Here is a 16,184-nt window from a genome sequence, read left to right as displayed (position 1 = left end):
GGGTTCGAACGGGACAGCGCGGCCTGTCCGGCCGCGGCGAGGATGGTGTCGGCCTGCGGGGTGCTCGGCGGGGTGCTCATCGCACGCCGGCCGGGAGCCGTGCGCGCCACTCGTCCGCGTGGTGGCACGCGACGGCCCGCTCACCATCCACTGTGGACACCTCCAGCAGCGGGGTGGTGGTGCACGCCGTGGTCGCGAACGGGCAGCGGGTCGCGTACGAGCAGGCGTCCGCCCCGAACGCGGCGACCGGCACGTGGTCCGGGGACGGGCGCAGGGCACGGGCCGGGATCGGGTGCTCGCGGCGGACGCTGGGCGCGGACGCGGTGAGCAGCGCGGTGTACGGGTGCCGCGGACCGGTGAGGACCTCCCCGATCGGGCCCTGCTCGACGAGCCGCCCGCCGTAGAGGACCGCGACCCGGTCGGCGATCCCGGCGAGGGAGCTCAGGTCGTGGGAGATGACGACGACCGTGACCCCGGACCGGTCGCGGAGGTCGGCGAGAAGCCGCAGCACGTGGTTGCGGTTGGACGCGTCGAGGGCGCTGACGGGCTCGTCGCACAGCAGCAGCCGTGGGTCGAGGGCGACGGCGCGGGCCAGCAGGACCCGTTGCCGCTGCCCGCCGGAGATCTGCCCCGGCAGCCGGTCGGCGAGGGACGGGTCCAGGCCGACCTGGGTGAGCGCGGCGGTGACCCGGGCCGCGATCGACGCCTGGTCCAGGGTGCCGGCGACGGCGAGGCCCTCGGCGACGATCCGGGCGACGGTGTGCTGCGGGTCGAGGGCGCGCAGCGGGTCCTGGAACACGTACTGGACCTGGCCGGTGCGCCGCCATGCCCGGCGGGCCCTGCCGCGCAGGGCGGTGAGGTCGGTGCCGTCGAACGTGATCCGGCCGGCCCGCACTGGTGCCAGGCCGACGACGGCGCGGGCGAGGGTGGTCTTGCCGGAGCCGGTCTCGCCGATGATGCCGAGGATCTCCCCCGCCCGCACCCGCAGGGAGAGGCCGGCGAGGACCCGGTGCCGGTCGAACGTCACGTCGAGCGAGTCCACGGACAGCAGCGTGCTCATGCGCCCACCAGCTCCAGGGTCGCGGCCCGGTGGCACCGGACCTGCCGGTCGTCCACTGTGGACAGCGGGGCTGGCGCACCGCACGCTTCCGACACGTGGGCGCAGCGGGCCGCGAAGCGGCAGCCCACGGGCATGGCGCCGGGCTCCGGCGGGCGGCCGGGGATGACCTCCAGGTCGCGGCGGCGCCAGTCGCCGAGCGAGGCGACCCGCAGCAGCGCCTCGGTGTACGGGTGCCGCGGGTTCGCGATCACGTCGGCGGTCGGGCCCTGCTCGACGATCTCGCCGGCGTAGAAGACCGCGATCCGGTCGCAGACCTCGGCGACGACGGCGAGGTCGTGGCTGACCAGCAGCAGCGCCAGGCCACGTTCCTCGCGCAGCTGCCGCAGCAGGTCGAGGACCTCGGCCTGCACAGCGGCGTCGAGGGCGGTGGTGGCCTCGTCGGCGACGAGGAGTTCGGGTTCCCCGGCGACGGCGATGGCGATGAGGGCCCGTTGCAGCATGCCGCCGGACAGTTCGTGCGGGTACTGGTCGTGGACGGCGGACGGCCGGCGCAGGCCCATCGCGGCGAGCAGGTCGACGGCGGCGGCCCGGGTCTGCGCCCGGGGCAGGCCGCGCTTGAGGCGCAGCTGCTCGGCGAGCTGCCGGCCGACGGTCAGCGACGGGTTGAGGTAGGAGGCCGGGTCCTGGAAGACGGCGGCGAGCCGGTTGCCGCGCACCCCGTCCCAGCCGCGCCGGTCCAGCGTCGTGAGGTCGGTGCCGCCGAGGTGGACGGTGCCGCCGGTGACGGCCACGCCGGGCGGCAGGACACCGAGGACGGCCCGGCAGGTGAGGGTCTTGCCGGAGCCCGACTCGCCGACGAGGCCGACGGACTCGCCCCGTCCGATCGTGAACGACACGTCCCGCACCGCCTCGTGCCCGGCAGGGCCCCGACGGGAGCGGCCGGCGCCGGTCGTACCGACGCCGCCGACGGAAACGTGGAGGTTGTCGACGCTCAGGACGGTGCTCATGCCGCCACCTCCGCTGCGCTCCGGCGTCGGCCTGAGCCAGAACTGTCACATGATGAGCGGCCCGAGCCGCTCCGCTGGCCGCTCACGCCGCCACCGCTCCGCTGCCCGCTCATCGGGCACCACCGGGGCGGATCGCGTCGGCGAGGGCGTTGAGCGCGGCGACGGCGACCATGATGAACGCCGCCGGGATGACCGGCGCCCACGGCTGCTGGGCGAGGAACCCGAGGTCGCTGGCGAGGATCCCGCCCCACGTGGGCGCGGGCGGCTGGACGCCGATGCCGAGGAACGTCAGCGACGACACCGCCAGGAGCGCGCCGCCGGTGGCCTGCGCGGCGGTGACGGCGACGGTCGGCACGACCTTGCCCCACACGTGGGTGCGCAGGATCCGCCATCGTGAGGCACCGAACAGTTCGGCGGCCTCGACGTACTGCGCGCGGGTGAGGCTGAGGCCGGCGGCGCGGGTGACGCGGAAGAACAGCGGCGCGAACAGCACCCCGATCGCGACCATCGCCTGGGTGAGACCGTTGCCGAGGACGCCGGTGACGGCGATCGCGAAGACGATGAACGGCAGCGTCATGACGGCGTCGACGGCGCGCAGCAGGACCCATTCGACGGCGCGGCCGAGCCACAGCGACGCGAGTCCCGGCAGGACACCGAGGGCGAGCCCGACGCCGACGCTCTCCAGGGCGGCGAGGACGGTGGTGCCGGTGCCCGCGAGGAGCCGGCTGAACACGTCACGCCCGAGGTAGTCGGTGCCGAAGGGATGGGCGAGGCTCGGCCCGCGCAGCGCCAGGTCCGGGTCCTGCAGCAGCGGGTCGTGCGGCGCGACGGCCCCACCGGCCACGGCGAGGAACGCGACGACGGCGAGCACGGCCACGGCGACGCGCGCGGACGGCAGTCGCAGCTTCGTGAACGGCCTGGCGGCCGTGAGGGTGCTCATCGCCGGCCCTGCGGGGTGAGGCGCAGCAGCGCCAGGTTGACGAGGGTGTTGCAGCCGAGGACCACCGTGACGGTGACGAGCAGGGTGCCCTGGATCAGCGGGATGTCGTGCTGCCCGGAGGCCTGCAGGGCCAGCTGCGCCAGGCCGGGCAGGTTGAAGATCTTCTCGGTGACGACGGCGCCGCCGAGGACCATCGGCACGCCGATGCCGAGCACGGTGAGAGCGGGCCCGATCGCGTTGCGCAGGGCGTGGCGGAACAGGACCCGCCGGGCGCCGAGGCCGCGGACGACGGCGCCGGTCACGTAGTTCTCGCCGAGCTGCCCGACGAGCGACGTGCGCAGCTGCCGGGCGATCGACGCGGCGATGTCGAGGCTCAGCGCGAGCGACGGCAGGATCGCGAACCGCAGCCACTGGACCGGGTCCTGGTCCAGCGCCACGTATCCGCCGGCCGGCAACGCCTTCAGCAGCACGGAGAAGACGACGATGAGCCCGATGCCGACGACGAACGGCGGCAGCGTGCCGAGCGCCGCGGCGACGGCGGTGACGGCCCGGTCGAGACGGCCGCCCTGCCGCAGCGCGGCGGCGATCCCGGCGGCGCCGCCGATCAGCACCGCGAGGAGGATCGCGAGGCCGGCGATGGCGAGGTCGACGGGCAGGGCGGCGAAGATGCTGTCGGCGACGGGGATCGTGGTGAAGTACGACCTGCCGAGGTCGCCCTGCAGGGCCGAGAACAGCCAGTCGAGGTACTGCACAGGCAGCGGCCGGTCGAGGCCGAACTCGTGGTTCATGCGGGCGATGTCGGCGGGGGTGGCGGTCTCGCCGAGGACGGCGGCGGCCGGGTTGCTCGGCGACAGCGCGCCGAGCCCGAACGTCAGCATCGACGAGAACACGAACACGACGACGGGGGTCGCGACGGTGCCGATCCATCCGCGCGGCTTCCTCGGGGGCCGTTCGGCCGGGGCCGCGCTTTTCGATATCGCTTCCGGCGGCCGGGAGAGCAGGGTGGTCATGACACGGTCACCCCTTCGAAGCGCTGGACGACCGTGAACCCCGGGATCGCCGACACGTTGGCCCGGCGGGCGAGGATCCGCGGCACGCTGTACAGGAAGACGTTCGGCATCGACTTCACGGCGACGGTGGTCGCCGCCTGCAGGACGCTCGGGTAGGACGGGTCGTCGAGCGGGGTCCTGCTGACCTTCGCGAGGGCGTCGGCGAGCTCCGGCGGCGTCTGCCGGCCCGGGTTCATGAGGCCTTCCTTGCCGAACAGCACCTGGAACGCCTGGACCGCGGAGTCCCGGCCGGCGAACTGGTCGACGAACAGGGCCTTGCTGTGCTGCACGTATACCAGCTGTGTGGCCTGCGCCTGCGGGATGACCTCGATGGTGGCCTTGAACCCGGCCGCGTTGAGCTGGGACTGCAGCTGCTCGGGGACGCCCTCGGCCTTGGCGGTGGTGATGACGACCTCGACCGGCGCGGTGCCGTAGCTCGACTGCGCCAGAAGCTGCTTCGCCTTCGCCGGGTCGTACTGGTGGATGCCGTCGAGGCTGTCGCTGTAGCCGGCGTAGCCCTTCGGGAACGGCTGGTAGGCGACGTCGCCGTGGCCGAACTGCGCGGTCTTGAGCAGCGCGGCCCTGTCGACGGCGTAGCGCAGCGCCTCGGTGACCTTCGGGTCGTCGAACGGCTTCTTCGTGATGTTCACGTCCAGCACCGCGACGACCAGCGACGGGATCACCTGCACCTGCAGGCCCGCGGCCTTGGCCGCGTCGACCTGGCTGCCGGGGATCTGGGCGACGTCGTACTGCCCGGACTGCAGCGCGGCGACGACGGTGGCGGGCTCCGGCAGCGGGTACGCCTCGAAGCCGCCGAGCTTGATGTTCGCCGCGTCCCAGTAGTCGGGGTTGCGGGTGAGCGTCGCCTTGGCGTTCTGCACGTACGAGGTGAGCGTGAACGGCCCGGCGCCGGCGGGCTTCGTCGCGAGGCCGGTGGCGTCGCCCTCGAACGCGGCCGGGCTGACGATCATGCCGGTCTTGCCCGCGAGGAGGTTCGGGATCTGGTAGTCGGGCTGGGCGAGGCCGAGCACGACGGTGGTCGCGTCGGGCGCGGTGACCGACCTGACGTTGGCGAGCTGCGCGGCGACGAGCGATTTGGGGAAGTCGCGGCCGCGTTCCAGGCTCTTCTTCACCGCGGTGGCGTCCAGGGCGGTGCCGTCGCTGAACTTCAGGCCCGGCCGCAGCGTGAAGGTCAGGGTGGTGCCGGCGCTGTCGTACTTCCAGCCGGTGGCGAGCGCGGGGACGGCGTTGCCCTGCTCGTCGAGCTTGGTGAGGCCGGCGTAGACCAGCGACAGGATGTGCACGTCCCAGCCGGCGGAGGAGGTGACCGGGTCGAAGCTGGTGACGGTGGACCAGCCCCACTTGAGGGTGCCGCCGGCGGCGCCGGCGCCGGGTCCCGCGACCGTCCCGTCACCGCAGGCGGCGAGCAGGGTCGCGGTGCCGGCTACGGCACCCAGTCCGAGGAACGACCTGCGGGTCAGCGATGAGCTCATGGGGACGGAAGCCTTTCGGATGTGTCGGAGGGTGCGCGTCATCGGCCGCGGCGCGGTGCTGGGCACGGCGCGGCGGCGGGAGCCGCTTCGGTGGGAGGTGCGGGCGGAGAGCGCCCCGATGGATCGACGGTGACTTATCGACAGAGGGCGCTTGCCGTGCGCCTGAAGTCGACGTAGCGACGAACTACGCCGGGGTGGGTCGATGTCATGTGCCCATCATGCGGACGGCGCGGAACTCACGTCAATAGCCATCTGGAAGTGTCTTATTGTTCGAGACAAATCCGATGGTTTTTATAGGAGTTTTCAGGCCGGGGCGACGCGCTCGGCCGCGTCGACGTACTCCGCCAGGGGGCGCCACCCAGGCACGACCACCCTGCCCAGGGGGCCTTCGAAGAGCAGCGTCGGCAGCGCGTACCGCAGACCGCCGTCGATCTCCTTGGCGGCGCCGCAGTGTGGACCCGGCGCGGTGAGGCCGATCACCTCAGGTGCCGGCCGGCGGGTTTCCCGCCAGTCCGCGCGGACGGCGGCCTCGATCCCGGGCGAGGCGAGATCGCGGGCGAGGGCGTCGAGATCCAGCCCGGCGACACCGCTCGCGGCGGCGAGGACGCGTTCCGGCGTGTCCGCGGGCTCGCCGCGCAGGAACATGGCCTCGCGCAGCTTCCGCAGTACGGCATCCTCGAAACCCTGCAGGGCGGCGGCCTTCGCCCCCAGGGACGCCGGCCACGAGCTGAGCGCGACCCGCTCCAGCGTCGCGGGGCAGGGCGCGCCGGTGTGGCCCGACACGTTCTCGATGAAGCGGTGATACCAGGCCGTCTCCGCCGCCGGGTCCGGGGGCGGGTCGTCGTCGAGGTCGAACAGGATGCCGTAGACGCGCCGCCAGCCGGCCCGGCCCCCGGTGAGCTCGCGCAACCGCCCGAACGTCGGCTCCGACCCCCACGCCCACGGGCACATCGGGTCGGTGAACTCGACGATCTCCAGCATGCGCTCAGTCCGCCCCGGCGCCGAACAGGCTGGGGAGGTTGACGACGACGCCCTCCTGGCTGCTGCGGGCGATGACGACGACCGCCTCCTGCGTGCCAGGGTTCTCCTCGCGGTGCGGGACGAACGGCGGCACGAAGATGTAGTCACCGGGCTCGGTCTCGATCCTCCGCTCGGCGCCGTCCTCGGCGAAGACGAACACCGGGTTGCCGGACACGACGTAGATGGCGGTCTCGGCCTCGCCGTGGTGGTGGTCGCCGGAGCTGGTCGCCGGGGCGACGTGGGTCTGGCCCATCCAGACCTTCTCCGAGCCGACGGTCTTGCCGGACACCGCCTCCAGGCGGGTCATGCCGGTGGTCTGCCGGGTGTCGCCGCTGAGCTCCCTGCCCTTGATGTGCCGCAGCGGGGCGTGCCAGTGGTCGGTCATGGTGGACTTCTTTCTACGCGGTGCTGCTGACCAGTCGTTGCGCTGCCAGGAGGGTCGCGGCCGGCTCGGGCGGGGTGTCGGTGAGCAGGTCGGCGATGGTGACGCCGGTGAGGATCTCCTCCGTGCGGGCCTGGATGGCGCGCCAGACCGCGGTCACGCCGGGTGCCCGGGCCGCGTCGCCCTCCAGGGTCTCGCCGTGGACGGTCATCAGCTCGCCGTCGACCGCGGCGACGACGTCCGCGAGGGTGATCGTGGCGGCGTCCCGGCCGAGCCAGTAGCCGCCCTCGCAGCCGCGCTGGCTGCGGACCAGCCCGGTGCGGCGCAGGTCGCGCATGACGGACTTGAGGAACCGGTACGGGATGTGCTGGGCGGCGGCGATCCCCTCGCAGACCAGCGGGCGCCGGGCGTCGGCCGCCAGCTCCACCAGTGCGCGGATGGCGTAGTCCGCCTTCGCCGATATGCGCATCGCGGGTCCTCGTTTCACGTTGCGGTCGCGAAACCCTACCAAACGACTTCGGTATGTATCCATTGCAGCCAGAACCGTTTGGAGTCTTTTAGTCCGTTTTGTCGTTAAGGTCACCAGTGGCCGGGCACGACGCCCGGCCGGACGGGAGCGACGAAAGCATGAACCGCAGGAGTCTGCTGCTGGGCGCGGGCGCGGTCGGCATCACGGCCGCCGTCGGCGGCGCCGCGATCGCGGTGGCCGCGCCGGACGACACCGAGGCGGGCCGGCGCCCGCAGCCGCTGCTCACCTGGGAGCTGACCGGCGGGTTCGTGCCCGCCGGCTGGAACGCGTTGCGCGCCCCGCGCCTCGCCGCGTACGACGACGGCACCCTCATCGCCGACGCCACGCACCGCCTGAAGATCGGCCAGGGCACGCTGCGCTCGCTGCGCAGCCACGCCACCGCGGTCCTGCGCGACCCGGCCAACGCCCGGCGCCGCGCCGGCGCCCCGATGATCGCGGACGTGCCGTCGACCGTCTTCATCGTGCGCGCCAACGGCCGCCGTTTCCGCGCGCAGTACGAGGGCCTCGAGGAGACCCGCTCGGACAAGGCGTACCCGCAGGCGTCGTACTCGCTGCTGGACCACCTCGCCCAGCTCCGTGACCGCACGCTGGAGCACGGCTCGTCGTTCCACCCGGACGCGGTCCGGCTCATCGCGGTCAAGCTCGACCCGTCACAGGCTCCCTCCCGGCCGACGGTCGTCCAGCCGTGGCCCGCCGAGGTGCCGCTGCCGCGCCTGGGCCGGGACGAGTTCGTCGCCCAGCTCGACCTTCGCGGCCGTCAGGCCCGCGCCCTCCTGCGCGCCGTCCCGCGCCCCGACCCGGCCCGCTGGCCGGTCTTCGCCACCCCCGACGGCAACCGCTTCCAGGTCAACCACCGTTTCCTCCTCCCCCACGAGTGACCACCCGAACTCTCCACGAGTGACCACTCGAACTCCCACGAGTGACCACTCGAAGCGCACCTCGACGAGCCCGGCCGCGGCGGCACTGACCGCCGGGCCGGGTTCGGCGAGGTCCGCGGACGACTCAGACGATCCCCGCCGCCCTGCACGCGTCCGCGTAGGCGCCGGCGCACAGCGCGGTCGGCGTGACGAAGCCGTCCTTCACCACCGTCGACGCGATCGTGTCCTTCGTGACCGTCACCGGATCCAGCAGGATCGACGGGATCCGCCCGGCGCCGTTGTCGACCGTCGCCGGCGCGGAGGGCCGCTTGCCGCGCACCAGGTCGTCGGCGAGGACCGCCGCCCGCTCCGCCTCGGTCCGGATCGCCTTGTAGACCGTCATGTACTGGTCCCCGACGAGGATGCGCTGCAGCGCGGCGGTCTCGGCGTCCTGCCCGGTGACCGGCACCTGCGGCAGGCCCGCGGCCTTCATCGCCGCGATCGCCGCCCCCGCGGTGCCGTCGTTCGCGGCGTACACGCCGACGATCGTGCGTCCGCGCAGCGTCGGCAGGATCCGGGCGGTCCACGCCTTCGCGTTGTCCGGGTTCCATTCCGCGGTGTCGGACTCCGCCGCGACCCGGACCTTGCCGTCGAGGCCCGCGTGCGCGCCCTGCTTGAACAGGGTGGCGTTGTTGTCGGTGGGCGAGCCGTTGATCCAGAGGATCTCCCCCGCGGACGCCCTGGCGCCGAGGGCCTGCAGCAGCGCCGCGGCCTGCAGAGCGCCGACCTTCGCGTTGTCGAAGGAGATGTAGTAGTCGACCGGCGTCCTGAGCACGAGGCGGTCGTACGAGATGACCGGCACGCTCTTCGCACGGGCCGCCGCGACGATCTCCCCGGCGGCGAGGCTGTCGACCGGCGTGAGGACGAGGACCTTCGCACCCTGGTCGAGGGCGTCCCGCGCCTGCTGCAGCTGCTTGGCGGCGTCCTGCTCGGCGTTGCGGTAGTCGACCTCGCACCGGGGGCACAGCTCCGACAGCTTCTGCGCGAAGTACGGCTGGTCGCCGGCCTCGTACCGGCTGGCCTTCCGCTCCGGCAGCAGCAGCGCCACCCGGGCGGACGGCCCGGCGTCGCCGGTCTCCAGCGCCTGGGTGCAGCCGGCGAGCAGGGACAGCGCCACAAGCAGCAGAAGGCGCACAGCACACCTCAATACGTGAAGCGGGACACGAGGCCACGCATGTCGGAGGCCATCCGGGCGAGCTGGTCGACGGCCTCGCCGGTGCTGGTGACGCCCTCGTTGGTCGACCTGGTGGCGGCGGCGACGCCGGCGATGTTGGTGGCGATGTCCACGGACCCGCCGGCGGCCTCGTCGACGCTGTGGCCCATCGTGCGGGCGGTGACCGCCTGCTGCTCGACGGCGGCGGCGATCGAGTGCTGATATTCGCTCATCTGGGCGATGACCTCACCGATCTGGCCGATCGCGTTGACGGCGTCCTCGGTGTCGAGCTGGATCGCCTGCACGCGCCTGCCGATGTCGTCGGTCGCGCGGGCGGTCTCCCGGGCCAGGTCCTTGACCTCCTGGGCGACGACGGCGAAGCCCTTGCCGAAGTCGCCCGCCCGCGCGGCCTCGATGGTGGCGTTGAGGGCGAGGAGGTTCGTCTGCCCGGCGATCGAGGTGATGACCTTGACGACCTCGCCGATCTCGGCGGAGGACGAGCCGAGCTTGCCGATGGTCTCGTTGGTGGCGGCGGCGATCGACACGGCGGTCGCGGTGACGGTGGCGGCGTGCGCGGTGCTGCGGGAGATCTCCTCGATCGCGCCGCCCATCTCCATGGTGCCGTGGGCGACGGCGGCGACGTGCTCGCTGACCTCGCCGGCGGTGCGGGCGACCAGCGAAGCGCGGGAGTCGGCGTCGGTGGCGCTGGTGTCGATCTGCCGGCTGATCGCGGCGAGCTCCTCCGCGGCGGCGGACAGGGTCGCGGAGTTGTCGCCGAGGCTGCGCACGGCCTCACGGGTGCTGGCGGTCGCCGCGTTCAGGGCGCGGGCCATGTCGCCGACCTCGTCGCGTTGCCGGATGTCGGCGTCGGCGGTGAGGTCGCCGTCGGCGACGGCGGTCAGCACGCCGTGCACCCGGCGGATCGGGCGGACGATGAGCCCGGTCAGGTGCCGGCTGAGCAGCAGCGCCGCGGCGAGCCCGGCGAGCAGCGCGACGACCATCGCGATCCTGGCCCGCCCGTAGGCGTCGGACGCGGCGCTGGTGGCGGACCGGCCGCTGGCCTGTTCGTAGGCGAGCAGGTCGGTGAGCGCGTGCACGGCGTTGGCGGTGACGGTGGCGCCGTCGCCGAGGTACGCGGCCTGGAAGCCGGGGATGTCACCGGCGGCGACGAGCGGCAGCAGCCGGTGGTCGCGGATGTTGCGGAACGCGCCCCACCAGATCTCGAACCGGGCGAGGAGCTGCCGCTGCCTGGTGGTCGTGACGGTCGCGCGGTACGCGGCGAGCTCGGCGTCGACGGTGGCGTCCGCGGCGGCGATGCCGTCCTGGAACGCCTTGCTGGCGACCGGCCCGTTGGACAGGGCGAAGTTGGCGACGTCGTTCTGGACCTTCATGGCCGCCTGGTTCATCGCGGCCAGGTGCGACGACGGGACGAGGTTGGCGTTGTAGAGGTCGGCGGCCTTCGCGTTGACCTCGCCGAGGCTGGTGACCCCGACACCGAGGACGACGGCGCCGACCGCGCAGCAGACCAGGACCAGCAGGAGGAGCTTCCGGGCGACCGGCTGGTCGGCCAGCCACTGCCGTCCCGGCCGCCGCGTCTCTGCATGCTCCACGACTCCGCCGATCGGCGGCCGGACCCCGGACCTGAGCGAATTACGTCACAGTGCCCGGCGCAGCCATTCCTCGACGCCGGCGACGTGGATCGTCGCCCAGGAGCGGGCGAGGTCGGGCTGGCGGGCGGTGATCGCGTCGACGATCGCCTGGTGCTGCTCGCGGGTGCGGGCGGCGGCGCCCTCCTGGGTGAGGCCGCGCCAGATCCGCGCCCGGGTCGTCGGCCCGGACAGCCCGTCGATCAGGGAGCACAGCACGGCGTTGCCGGAGCCCGCCGCGATCTGCCGGTGGAACTCCAGGTCGTTGGCGACGAGCGCCTCGATCGGGGGGTCGTCGCCGAGCTCGTCGAGGACGGCCTGGAGTTTCGCGATGTCCGCGGGCGTCATCCGCTCGGTCGCCAGGGCCGTCGCGGCCGGCTCGAGGATGCGGCGGACCTCGAGGAACTGCAGGACGGTGTCGTCGCGGTGGAAGTCGACGACGAAGCTCAGCGCGTCCAGGAGCAGGTCCGGGGCGAGGCTGGTGACGTAGGTGCCGTCGCCCTGGCGGACGTCGAGGACCCGGATCATGGACAGGGCCTTGACCGCCTCGCGGAGCGAGTTGCGGGACAGGCCGAGCCGTTCGGCGAGGTCCGCCTCCTTCGGCAGCCGGTCGCCGGGGCCGAGCTCACCGGAGGTGATCATGCCCTTGATCTTGTCGATTGCCTCGTCGGTCAGTGCCATGGGTGCCTCATGTGTTCATCAGGGGCGACTCTACGCCGGTCCCGCCGGTGTCCAGTTGATAGACGGCCGCGGCGGTGCCGCCGAAAACGGCCGCGCGCTCCGTGTCCTGCAGGAGGTCCTGCAGCAGTTCGACGACGGTCTCCAGGACGCGCCGGTACGACGCGGCGAGGAGGCAGACGGGCCAGTCCGAGCCGAACATGAGCCGTTCGGGACCGAACAGGTCGATCGCCGCCCGCACGTACGGCCGCAGGTCCGAAACGGTCCAGGAGGACCATTCTGCCTCGGTGACCAGCCCGGACAGCTTCGCCGTCACGTTCGGGCACCGCGCGAGGAGCCCGAGGTCGTCGCGCCACGGCTGCGGCGAGCCCGAGCGCAAAGGGGGCTTGCCCAGGTGGTCGAGGACGAACCGGACCTCCGGCAGGTCGGCGGCGAGCCGGGCGCACTCGCGGAGCTGGTCGGGCCGGACGACCAGGTCGAAGGCGAGCCCGGCGGCGCCGATCGCCCGCAGCCCGGCCCGGACCTCCGCGGCGTCCAGGTACCCGGCGGGCTCGGCCTGGACCTGCGCCCGGAGCCCGACGAGATACCCGGCACCCGGCAGGCCCCGGTAGTACTCCAGGGGCGGGTCCGACGGGTCGGCCCAGGCGACCACCCCCGCGATCTCCGGCGTGTCCAGGGCGTGCCGGAGCAGCACCGGCGTCTCCGAAAGCGCGCAGAGACCGCCTTCGACGAGGACGGTGCGCGCTACGCCCGCCGCGGCGAGCTCGGGCCGCAGGTCCGCGGGGCCGAACGTGCGGCGGATCGGGGCGAGGGCGGGGTCGTCGAGCCAGGTGTACCCGTCGTCGAGGTCCCACAGATGGTGATGAGCATCCACAACCACAGCGTCCACAACCACAGCGTCCGCAGCCACAGCGTCCACGGTCACAGCAGCCCGGCATCCCGCAGCGCCGGCCACAGCGTTTCCGGCGGCGGCGTCGCGGCGAGCTCGGCGTTGCGGCGGATCTGCTCCGGGGAGTCGGCGCCGACGACGACGGCGGTGACGGCCGGGTCGGCGGCGGCGAACGCGAGCGCCGCCGCCGGCAGGGTCGTGCCGTGCCGGTCGCAGACGGCCGCGATCTCGCGGGCCCTCGCGACCAGGGCGGCGGGCGCGGCGCCGTACTCGTACGGCAGGTCGGCACGCGGGTCGGGCAGCGCCAGCAGGCCACTGTTGAACACGCCGGCGTTGAGCACGCCGACGCCCGCGGCCGCGCACGCGGGCAGCAGCGCCTCGCGGGCCGGCTGCTCCAGCAGCGTGTAGCGGCCGGCGACGAGGACGACGTCAGGGCTGCACTCGGTGACGAGGCGGGTCAGGACGGCGGCGTCCTTCGACCCGGCGCCGATCGCGCCGACGACACCTTCGTCGCGCAGCTCCGCGAGGGCGGGGAAGCCGGTGCGCAGCGCCACCTCGGGGTGCTGCTCGGGGTCGTGCAGCAGCGCCACGTCGACCCGGTCGAGGCCGAGCCGGGCGAGGCTCGCCTCCAGGGACCGGCGGATGCCGTCGCGGCTGAAGTCCCACACCCGCCGGTGGGTGGCGGGGACGACGAAGCCCTCGGTGTCCATGCCACCGGCGTAGGACGGGTCGCCGACGAGGAGCCTGCCGACCTTGGTGCTGATGGTGTACTGCCCACGCGGCCGCTCCCGCAGCGCTTCGCCCAGCCGCCGCTCGGACAGCCCGAGGCCGTAGTGCGGCGCGGTGTCGAAGTAGCGGAGCCCGGCGTCCCAGGCGGCGTCGACGGTCGCGCGGGCCCGGTCGTCGCTGATCTCGTGGTAGAGGTTGCCCAGCTGCGCGCAGCCCAGCCCGAGTCTCATTTCGGCGGCCTGACCCGCAGCCCGTGCATGCCGCCGTCGACGGACAGCACGGTGCCGGTGGTCGCGCCGGCGAGGGGGCTGGCGAGGTAGGCGATGGCGTGCGCGACCTCCTCGGCGCTGACGAGGCGGCCGGTCGGCTGCCGGGCCTTGAGCGCCGCGAGCTCCGCGTCGGGGTCGGCGGCCTGGGCGAGCAGCCGGCGCACCCACGGCGTGTCGGCGGTGCCGGGGTTGACGCAGCAGACCCGGATGCCCTCGCGGACGTGGTCGGCGGCCATCGCCGCGGTCAGCGCCTGGACGGCGCCCTTGCTGGCGCTGTACAGCGCGCGGTCGGGCAGCCCGGCGTGCGCGGCGATGGAGCAGGTGTTGACGATCGCGGGGTGCGCGGAGCGGCGCAGGTGCGGCAGTGCGGCGCGGCTGACGCGGACCAGCCCGACGACGTTGACGTCGAGGACCCGGTGCCACTCGTCGTCGCTGTTGGTCTCGACGGTGCCGACGGCGCCGATCCCGGCGTTGTTGACCAGGATGTCGAGCCCGCCGAGGCGTTCGACGGCGGACTCGATGCCGGCCCGCACCCCCGCGTCGTCGGCCACGTCGGCGGCGATCCCGATCAGCGGCTCGGGCAGCCCGTCGGGGCGCAGGTCGAGGCACGCGACCCTGGCGCCGCGCCCGGCCAGGTGCAGGGCCGTGGCCAGCCCGATCCCGGAGGCGCCGCCGGTGACGACGGCGGCGAGCCCGTCAAATTCTCCTCGCACAAGACCCCCAGATACATCGGAGGTTTGATGTCTACCAGTCCGCAGCCACGAAGCACAAGCGCCGGAGGCCCGAGATTCATCCGATGACCGCGCTTTTCGAGCGCGCCTGGACGGCGAGCGTGGGCGCGTCGAGGGCGTCGACGGCCGGGGCGGGGCGGTGGGTCAGCACCGGCGGGACGTGGACGGGCACGTCGACGGCGGCGGCGAGGATCAGCGCCAGGGCGATCGCCGTCGGCCGGCACTCGGGGACCTTCGACAGGCTGGCGGCGCACAGCTCGGCGATCTCTGGCGGCAGCCCGGCGATCGGCGGCAGGTCGGACGGCGGCGTGCAGCGGTGGGCGTGCAGGACCTGCTCGTCGGTGTCGACCGGCCACGGGATCCGGCCGGTCAGGCACTGGTAGAGCAGCACCCCGGCGGCGTACACGTCGGTGGCGGGGCTCGCCGGGGCGCCTTCGAGGCGTTCCGGGGCGAGGTAGGCGGGGGTGCCGAACAGGATCCGCTCCGACGGGTGGCCGATGGGGGCGGCGACACCGAAGTCGAGGATCTTCGCCCCGGCGGCGGTGAGCACGACGTTGGCCGGTTTCACGTCGCGGTGGACGATGCCGTGGCCGTGCGCGGCGGCGAGCCCGGCGCCGACCTCCGCGCAGATCCGCCCGGCGACCTGCCAGTCCAGCGGTCCGTCGCGCATCGCCTCGACGAGCAGCGGGCCCTCGACGAGCTCCATCACCAGGTACGCGGTGCCCCTCCCGCCGCGGCGGGACGTGCCGAAGTCGTAGACGGCGACGACGTTGGGGTGGGCGAAGCGGGCGCCGGAGCGGGCCTCGTTGCGGGCGCGGAGGAACGCGTCGGGGTCGGCGGCGTGCTCGGGGGTGAGGAGCTTGACCGCGACGTCCCGGTCGAGGACGTCGTCGTGCGCACGCCAGACACTCGCCATGCCGCCCTGGCCCAGCTTCGGGCCGAGGCGGTACCTCCCACTCAGACACCGCATGCCTCTCCCTTTCCCTGATCGCCGGCGAACCACACGGCAACCCGGCGGGCAACCCGGGCGCAACCACCCGCGGGTGGGCTCGAAGGGGATCACCGACAGGAGGCGTGTGTGCACACAAGGAGATGGGTGCTGCTCGCCGCCGGGGCGGCCGGGATCGCGGCGTCGTCGGTGACCGGGGGCCGGCTCCAGCACGTGATCTGGCTGCTGACCGCGATCGCCTGCGCGTCGCCGCTGTTCGTGCCCGCCGGGGGGACGGCGGCCCGCATCGGCGGCGACGAGTTCGCGGTGCTGCTGCCGGGATCCGACGCGGCGGCCGCCGGCGTCGTCGCCCGCGCGTTCCTGGACCTGCTGGACGTGCCGGTCCTCATCGACGGTCACCCGCTGCGGGTGCGGGCGAGCGTCGGCGTCGTCGACGGGGACCCGAAGGCCGCCGAGACGCTGCTGCGGCGCGCCGACGCCCGCATGTATGAGGTGAAACGCGAGCGTCAGATGTCCTCGTCGAGCTGAGTCGCGCGGCGCGGCTCACGGACCAGCTGGCCGGTGGAGTCGACGGCACCGTCGTCGATGCGTCCGCCGCGCTGCTCGTGCACGGCGCGGCTCTGCGCCTGCTCGTGCTCGCGCCGCGCGGCCGCCCGGGCCCGCCCCTCCGGGCTGTCGGGGTCCACCCCGGTCGGGTCCTGTGCGTTCATCGGATCACTCCCAACGGTTGGCGTGAGGAGGGT

General features: G+C 73.6%; 18 protein-coding genes. 2 read left to right on the top strand and 16 right to left on the bottom strand.

Annotation, left to right across the window (positions count from 1 at the left end; genetic code table 11):
• Positions 1 to 76 precede the first annotated feature (76 nt).
• The 8 genes from ABZS58_RS17560 to ABZS58_RS17525 form a co-directional block, all read right to left on the bottom strand.
• The gene (locus ABZS58_RS17560) at positions 77 to 1,060 is read right to left on the bottom strand and encodes an ABC transporter ATP-binding protein (RefSeq protein ID WP_354782526.1); all 984 of its coding nucleotides are present in this window, start codon (positions 1,058 to 1,060) and stop codon (positions 77 to 79) included.
• Positions 1,057 to 2,067 carry an ABC transporter ATP-binding protein gene (locus tag ABZS58_RS17555; RefSeq protein WP_354782524.1) on the bottom strand — a complete coding sequence of 337 codons (1,011 nt, stop codon included), beginning with the start codon at positions 2,065 to 2,067 and terminating at the stop codon, positions 1,057 to 1,059. Before ABZS58_RS17555 ends, ABZS58_RS17560 begins: the two co-directional genes overlap by 4 nt.
• 109 nt (positions 2,068 to 2,176) lie before the next feature.
• The gene (locus tag ABZS58_RS17550) at positions 2,177 to 3,007 is read right to left on the bottom strand and encodes an ABC transporter permease (RefSeq protein ID WP_354782522.1); all 831 of its coding nucleotides are present in this window, start codon (positions 3,005 to 3,007) and stop codon (positions 2,177 to 2,179) included.
• A complete protein-coding gene (locus tag ABZS58_RS17545; protein WP_354782520.1) occupies positions 3,004 to 4,017 on the bottom strand; it encodes an ABC transporter permease in 1,014 nt (337 codons plus the stop codon). Before ABZS58_RS17545 ends, ABZS58_RS17550 begins: the two co-directional genes overlap by 4 nt.
• Positions 4,014 to 5,549 carry an ABC transporter substrate-binding protein gene (locus ABZS58_RS17540; RefSeq protein ID WP_354782518.1) on the bottom strand — a complete coding sequence of 512 codons (1,536 nt, stop codon included), beginning with the start codon at positions 5,547 to 5,549 and terminating at the stop codon, positions 4,014 to 4,016. Before ABZS58_RS17540 ends, ABZS58_RS17545 begins: the two co-directional genes overlap by 4 nt.
• Before the next feature lie 303 nt (positions 5,550 to 5,852).
• Positions 5,853 to 6,530, bottom strand: a complete 678-nt coding sequence (locus ABZS58_RS17535) for a DsbA family protein (RefSeq protein ID WP_354782516.1) — start codon at positions 6,528 to 6,530, stop codon at positions 5,853 to 5,855.
• A gap of 4 nt (positions 6,531 to 6,534) precedes the next feature.
• A complete protein-coding gene (locus tag ABZS58_RS17530) occupies positions 6,535 to 6,954 on the bottom strand; it encodes a cupin domain-containing protein (protein WP_354782514.1) in 420 nt (139 codons plus the stop codon).
• Positions 6,955 to 6,967: 13 nt separating this feature from the next.
• Positions 6,968 to 7,420, bottom strand: coding sequence for an Rrf2 family transcriptional regulator (locus ABZS58_RS17525; RefSeq protein WP_354782512.1), 453 nt, complete (start codon positions 7,418 to 7,420; stop codon positions 6,968 to 6,970).
• Between the two features lie 158 nt (positions 7,421 to 7,578).
• On the opposite strand from ABZS58_RS17525, the gene ABZS58_RS17520 reads away from it, so the two are divergent.
• On the top strand, positions 7,579 to 8,358 hold the full coding sequence (locus ABZS58_RS17520; protein WP_354782510.1) for a hypothetical protein: 780 nt from the start codon (positions 7,579 to 7,581) through the stop codon (positions 8,356 to 8,358).
• Positions 8,359 to 8,482: 124 nt separating this feature from the next.
• Here ABZS58_RS17520 and ABZS58_RS17515 read toward each other — a convergent pair whose 3' ends face one another.
• The 7 genes from ABZS58_RS17515 to ABZS58_RS17485 all read right to left on the bottom strand — a co-directional run bounded on the left by ABZS58_RS17515 (position 8,483) and on the right by ABZS58_RS17485 (position 15,462).
• Positions 8,483 to 9,532, bottom strand: a complete 1,050-nt coding sequence (locus ABZS58_RS17515; RefSeq protein ID WP_354782508.1) for a substrate-binding domain-containing protein — start codon at positions 9,530 to 9,532, stop codon at positions 8,483 to 8,485.
• An 8-nt stretch (positions 9,533 to 9,540) separates the two neighbouring features.
• Complete coding sequence (locus tag ABZS58_RS17510) at positions 9,541 to 11,160, bottom strand: methyl-accepting chemotaxis protein (protein WP_354782506.1); 1,620 nt, start codon at positions 11,158 to 11,160, stop codon at positions 9,541 to 9,543.
• Positions 11,161 to 11,205: 45 nt separating this feature from the next.
• Entirely contained in the window at positions 11,206 to 11,877 is a 672-nt protein-coding gene (locus ABZS58_RS17505) for a FadR/GntR family transcriptional regulator (protein WP_354782504.1), read from the bottom strand.
• A 7-nt stretch (positions 11,878 to 11,884) separates the two neighbouring features.
• The gene (locus ABZS58_RS17500; RefSeq protein ID WP_354782502.1) at positions 11,885 to 12,748 is read right to left on the bottom strand and encodes an amidohydrolase family protein; all 864 of its coding nucleotides are present in this window, start codon (positions 12,746 to 12,748) and stop codon (positions 11,885 to 11,887) included.
• 47 nt (positions 12,749 to 12,795) lie between these two features.
• Complete coding sequence (locus ABZS58_RS17495) at positions 12,796 to 13,722, bottom strand: aldo/keto reductase (protein WP_354782500.1); 927 nt, start codon at positions 13,720 to 13,722, stop codon at positions 12,796 to 12,798.
• Positions 13,719 to 14,474 (bottom strand): SDR family oxidoreductase, encoded by a 756-nt coding sequence (locus tag ABZS58_RS17490; protein ID WP_354782498.1) that lies wholly within the window; start codon positions 14,472 to 14,474, stop codon positions 13,719 to 13,721. Before ABZS58_RS17490 ends, ABZS58_RS17495 begins: the two co-directional genes overlap by 4 nt.
• Positions 14,475 to 14,550: 76 nt before the next feature.
• The gene (locus ABZS58_RS17485) at positions 14,551 to 15,462 is read right to left on the bottom strand and encodes a serine/threonine-protein kinase (protein WP_354782496.1); all 912 of its coding nucleotides are present in this window, start codon (positions 15,460 to 15,462) and stop codon (positions 14,551 to 14,553) included.
• A 108-nt stretch (positions 15,463 to 15,570) separates the two neighbouring features.
• On the opposite strand from ABZS58_RS17485, the gene ABZS58_RS17480 reads away from it, so the two are divergent.
• Entirely contained in the window at positions 15,571 to 15,969 is a 399-nt protein-coding gene (locus tag ABZS58_RS17480; RefSeq protein ID WP_354782494.1) for a GGDEF domain-containing protein, read from the top strand.
• Here ABZS58_RS17480 and ABZS58_RS17475 read toward each other — a convergent pair.
• Positions 15,948 to 16,151 (bottom strand): hypothetical protein, encoded by a 204-nt coding sequence (locus ABZS58_RS17475; RefSeq protein WP_354782492.1) that lies wholly within the window; start codon positions 16,149 to 16,151, stop codon positions 15,948 to 15,950. The two genes, ABZS58_RS17480 and ABZS58_RS17475, sit on opposite strands and share 22 nt — an antisense overlap.
• Between the last annotated feature and the right edge of the window lie 33 nt (positions 16,152 to 16,184).

Source organism: Dactylosporangium sp. NPDC005555 (assembly GCF_040605635.1).
GTDB lineage: Bacteria > Actinomycetota > Actinomycetes > Mycobacteriales > Micromonosporaceae > Dactylosporangium.
This window is presented reverse-complemented; position numbering and strand designations above follow the sequence as displayed.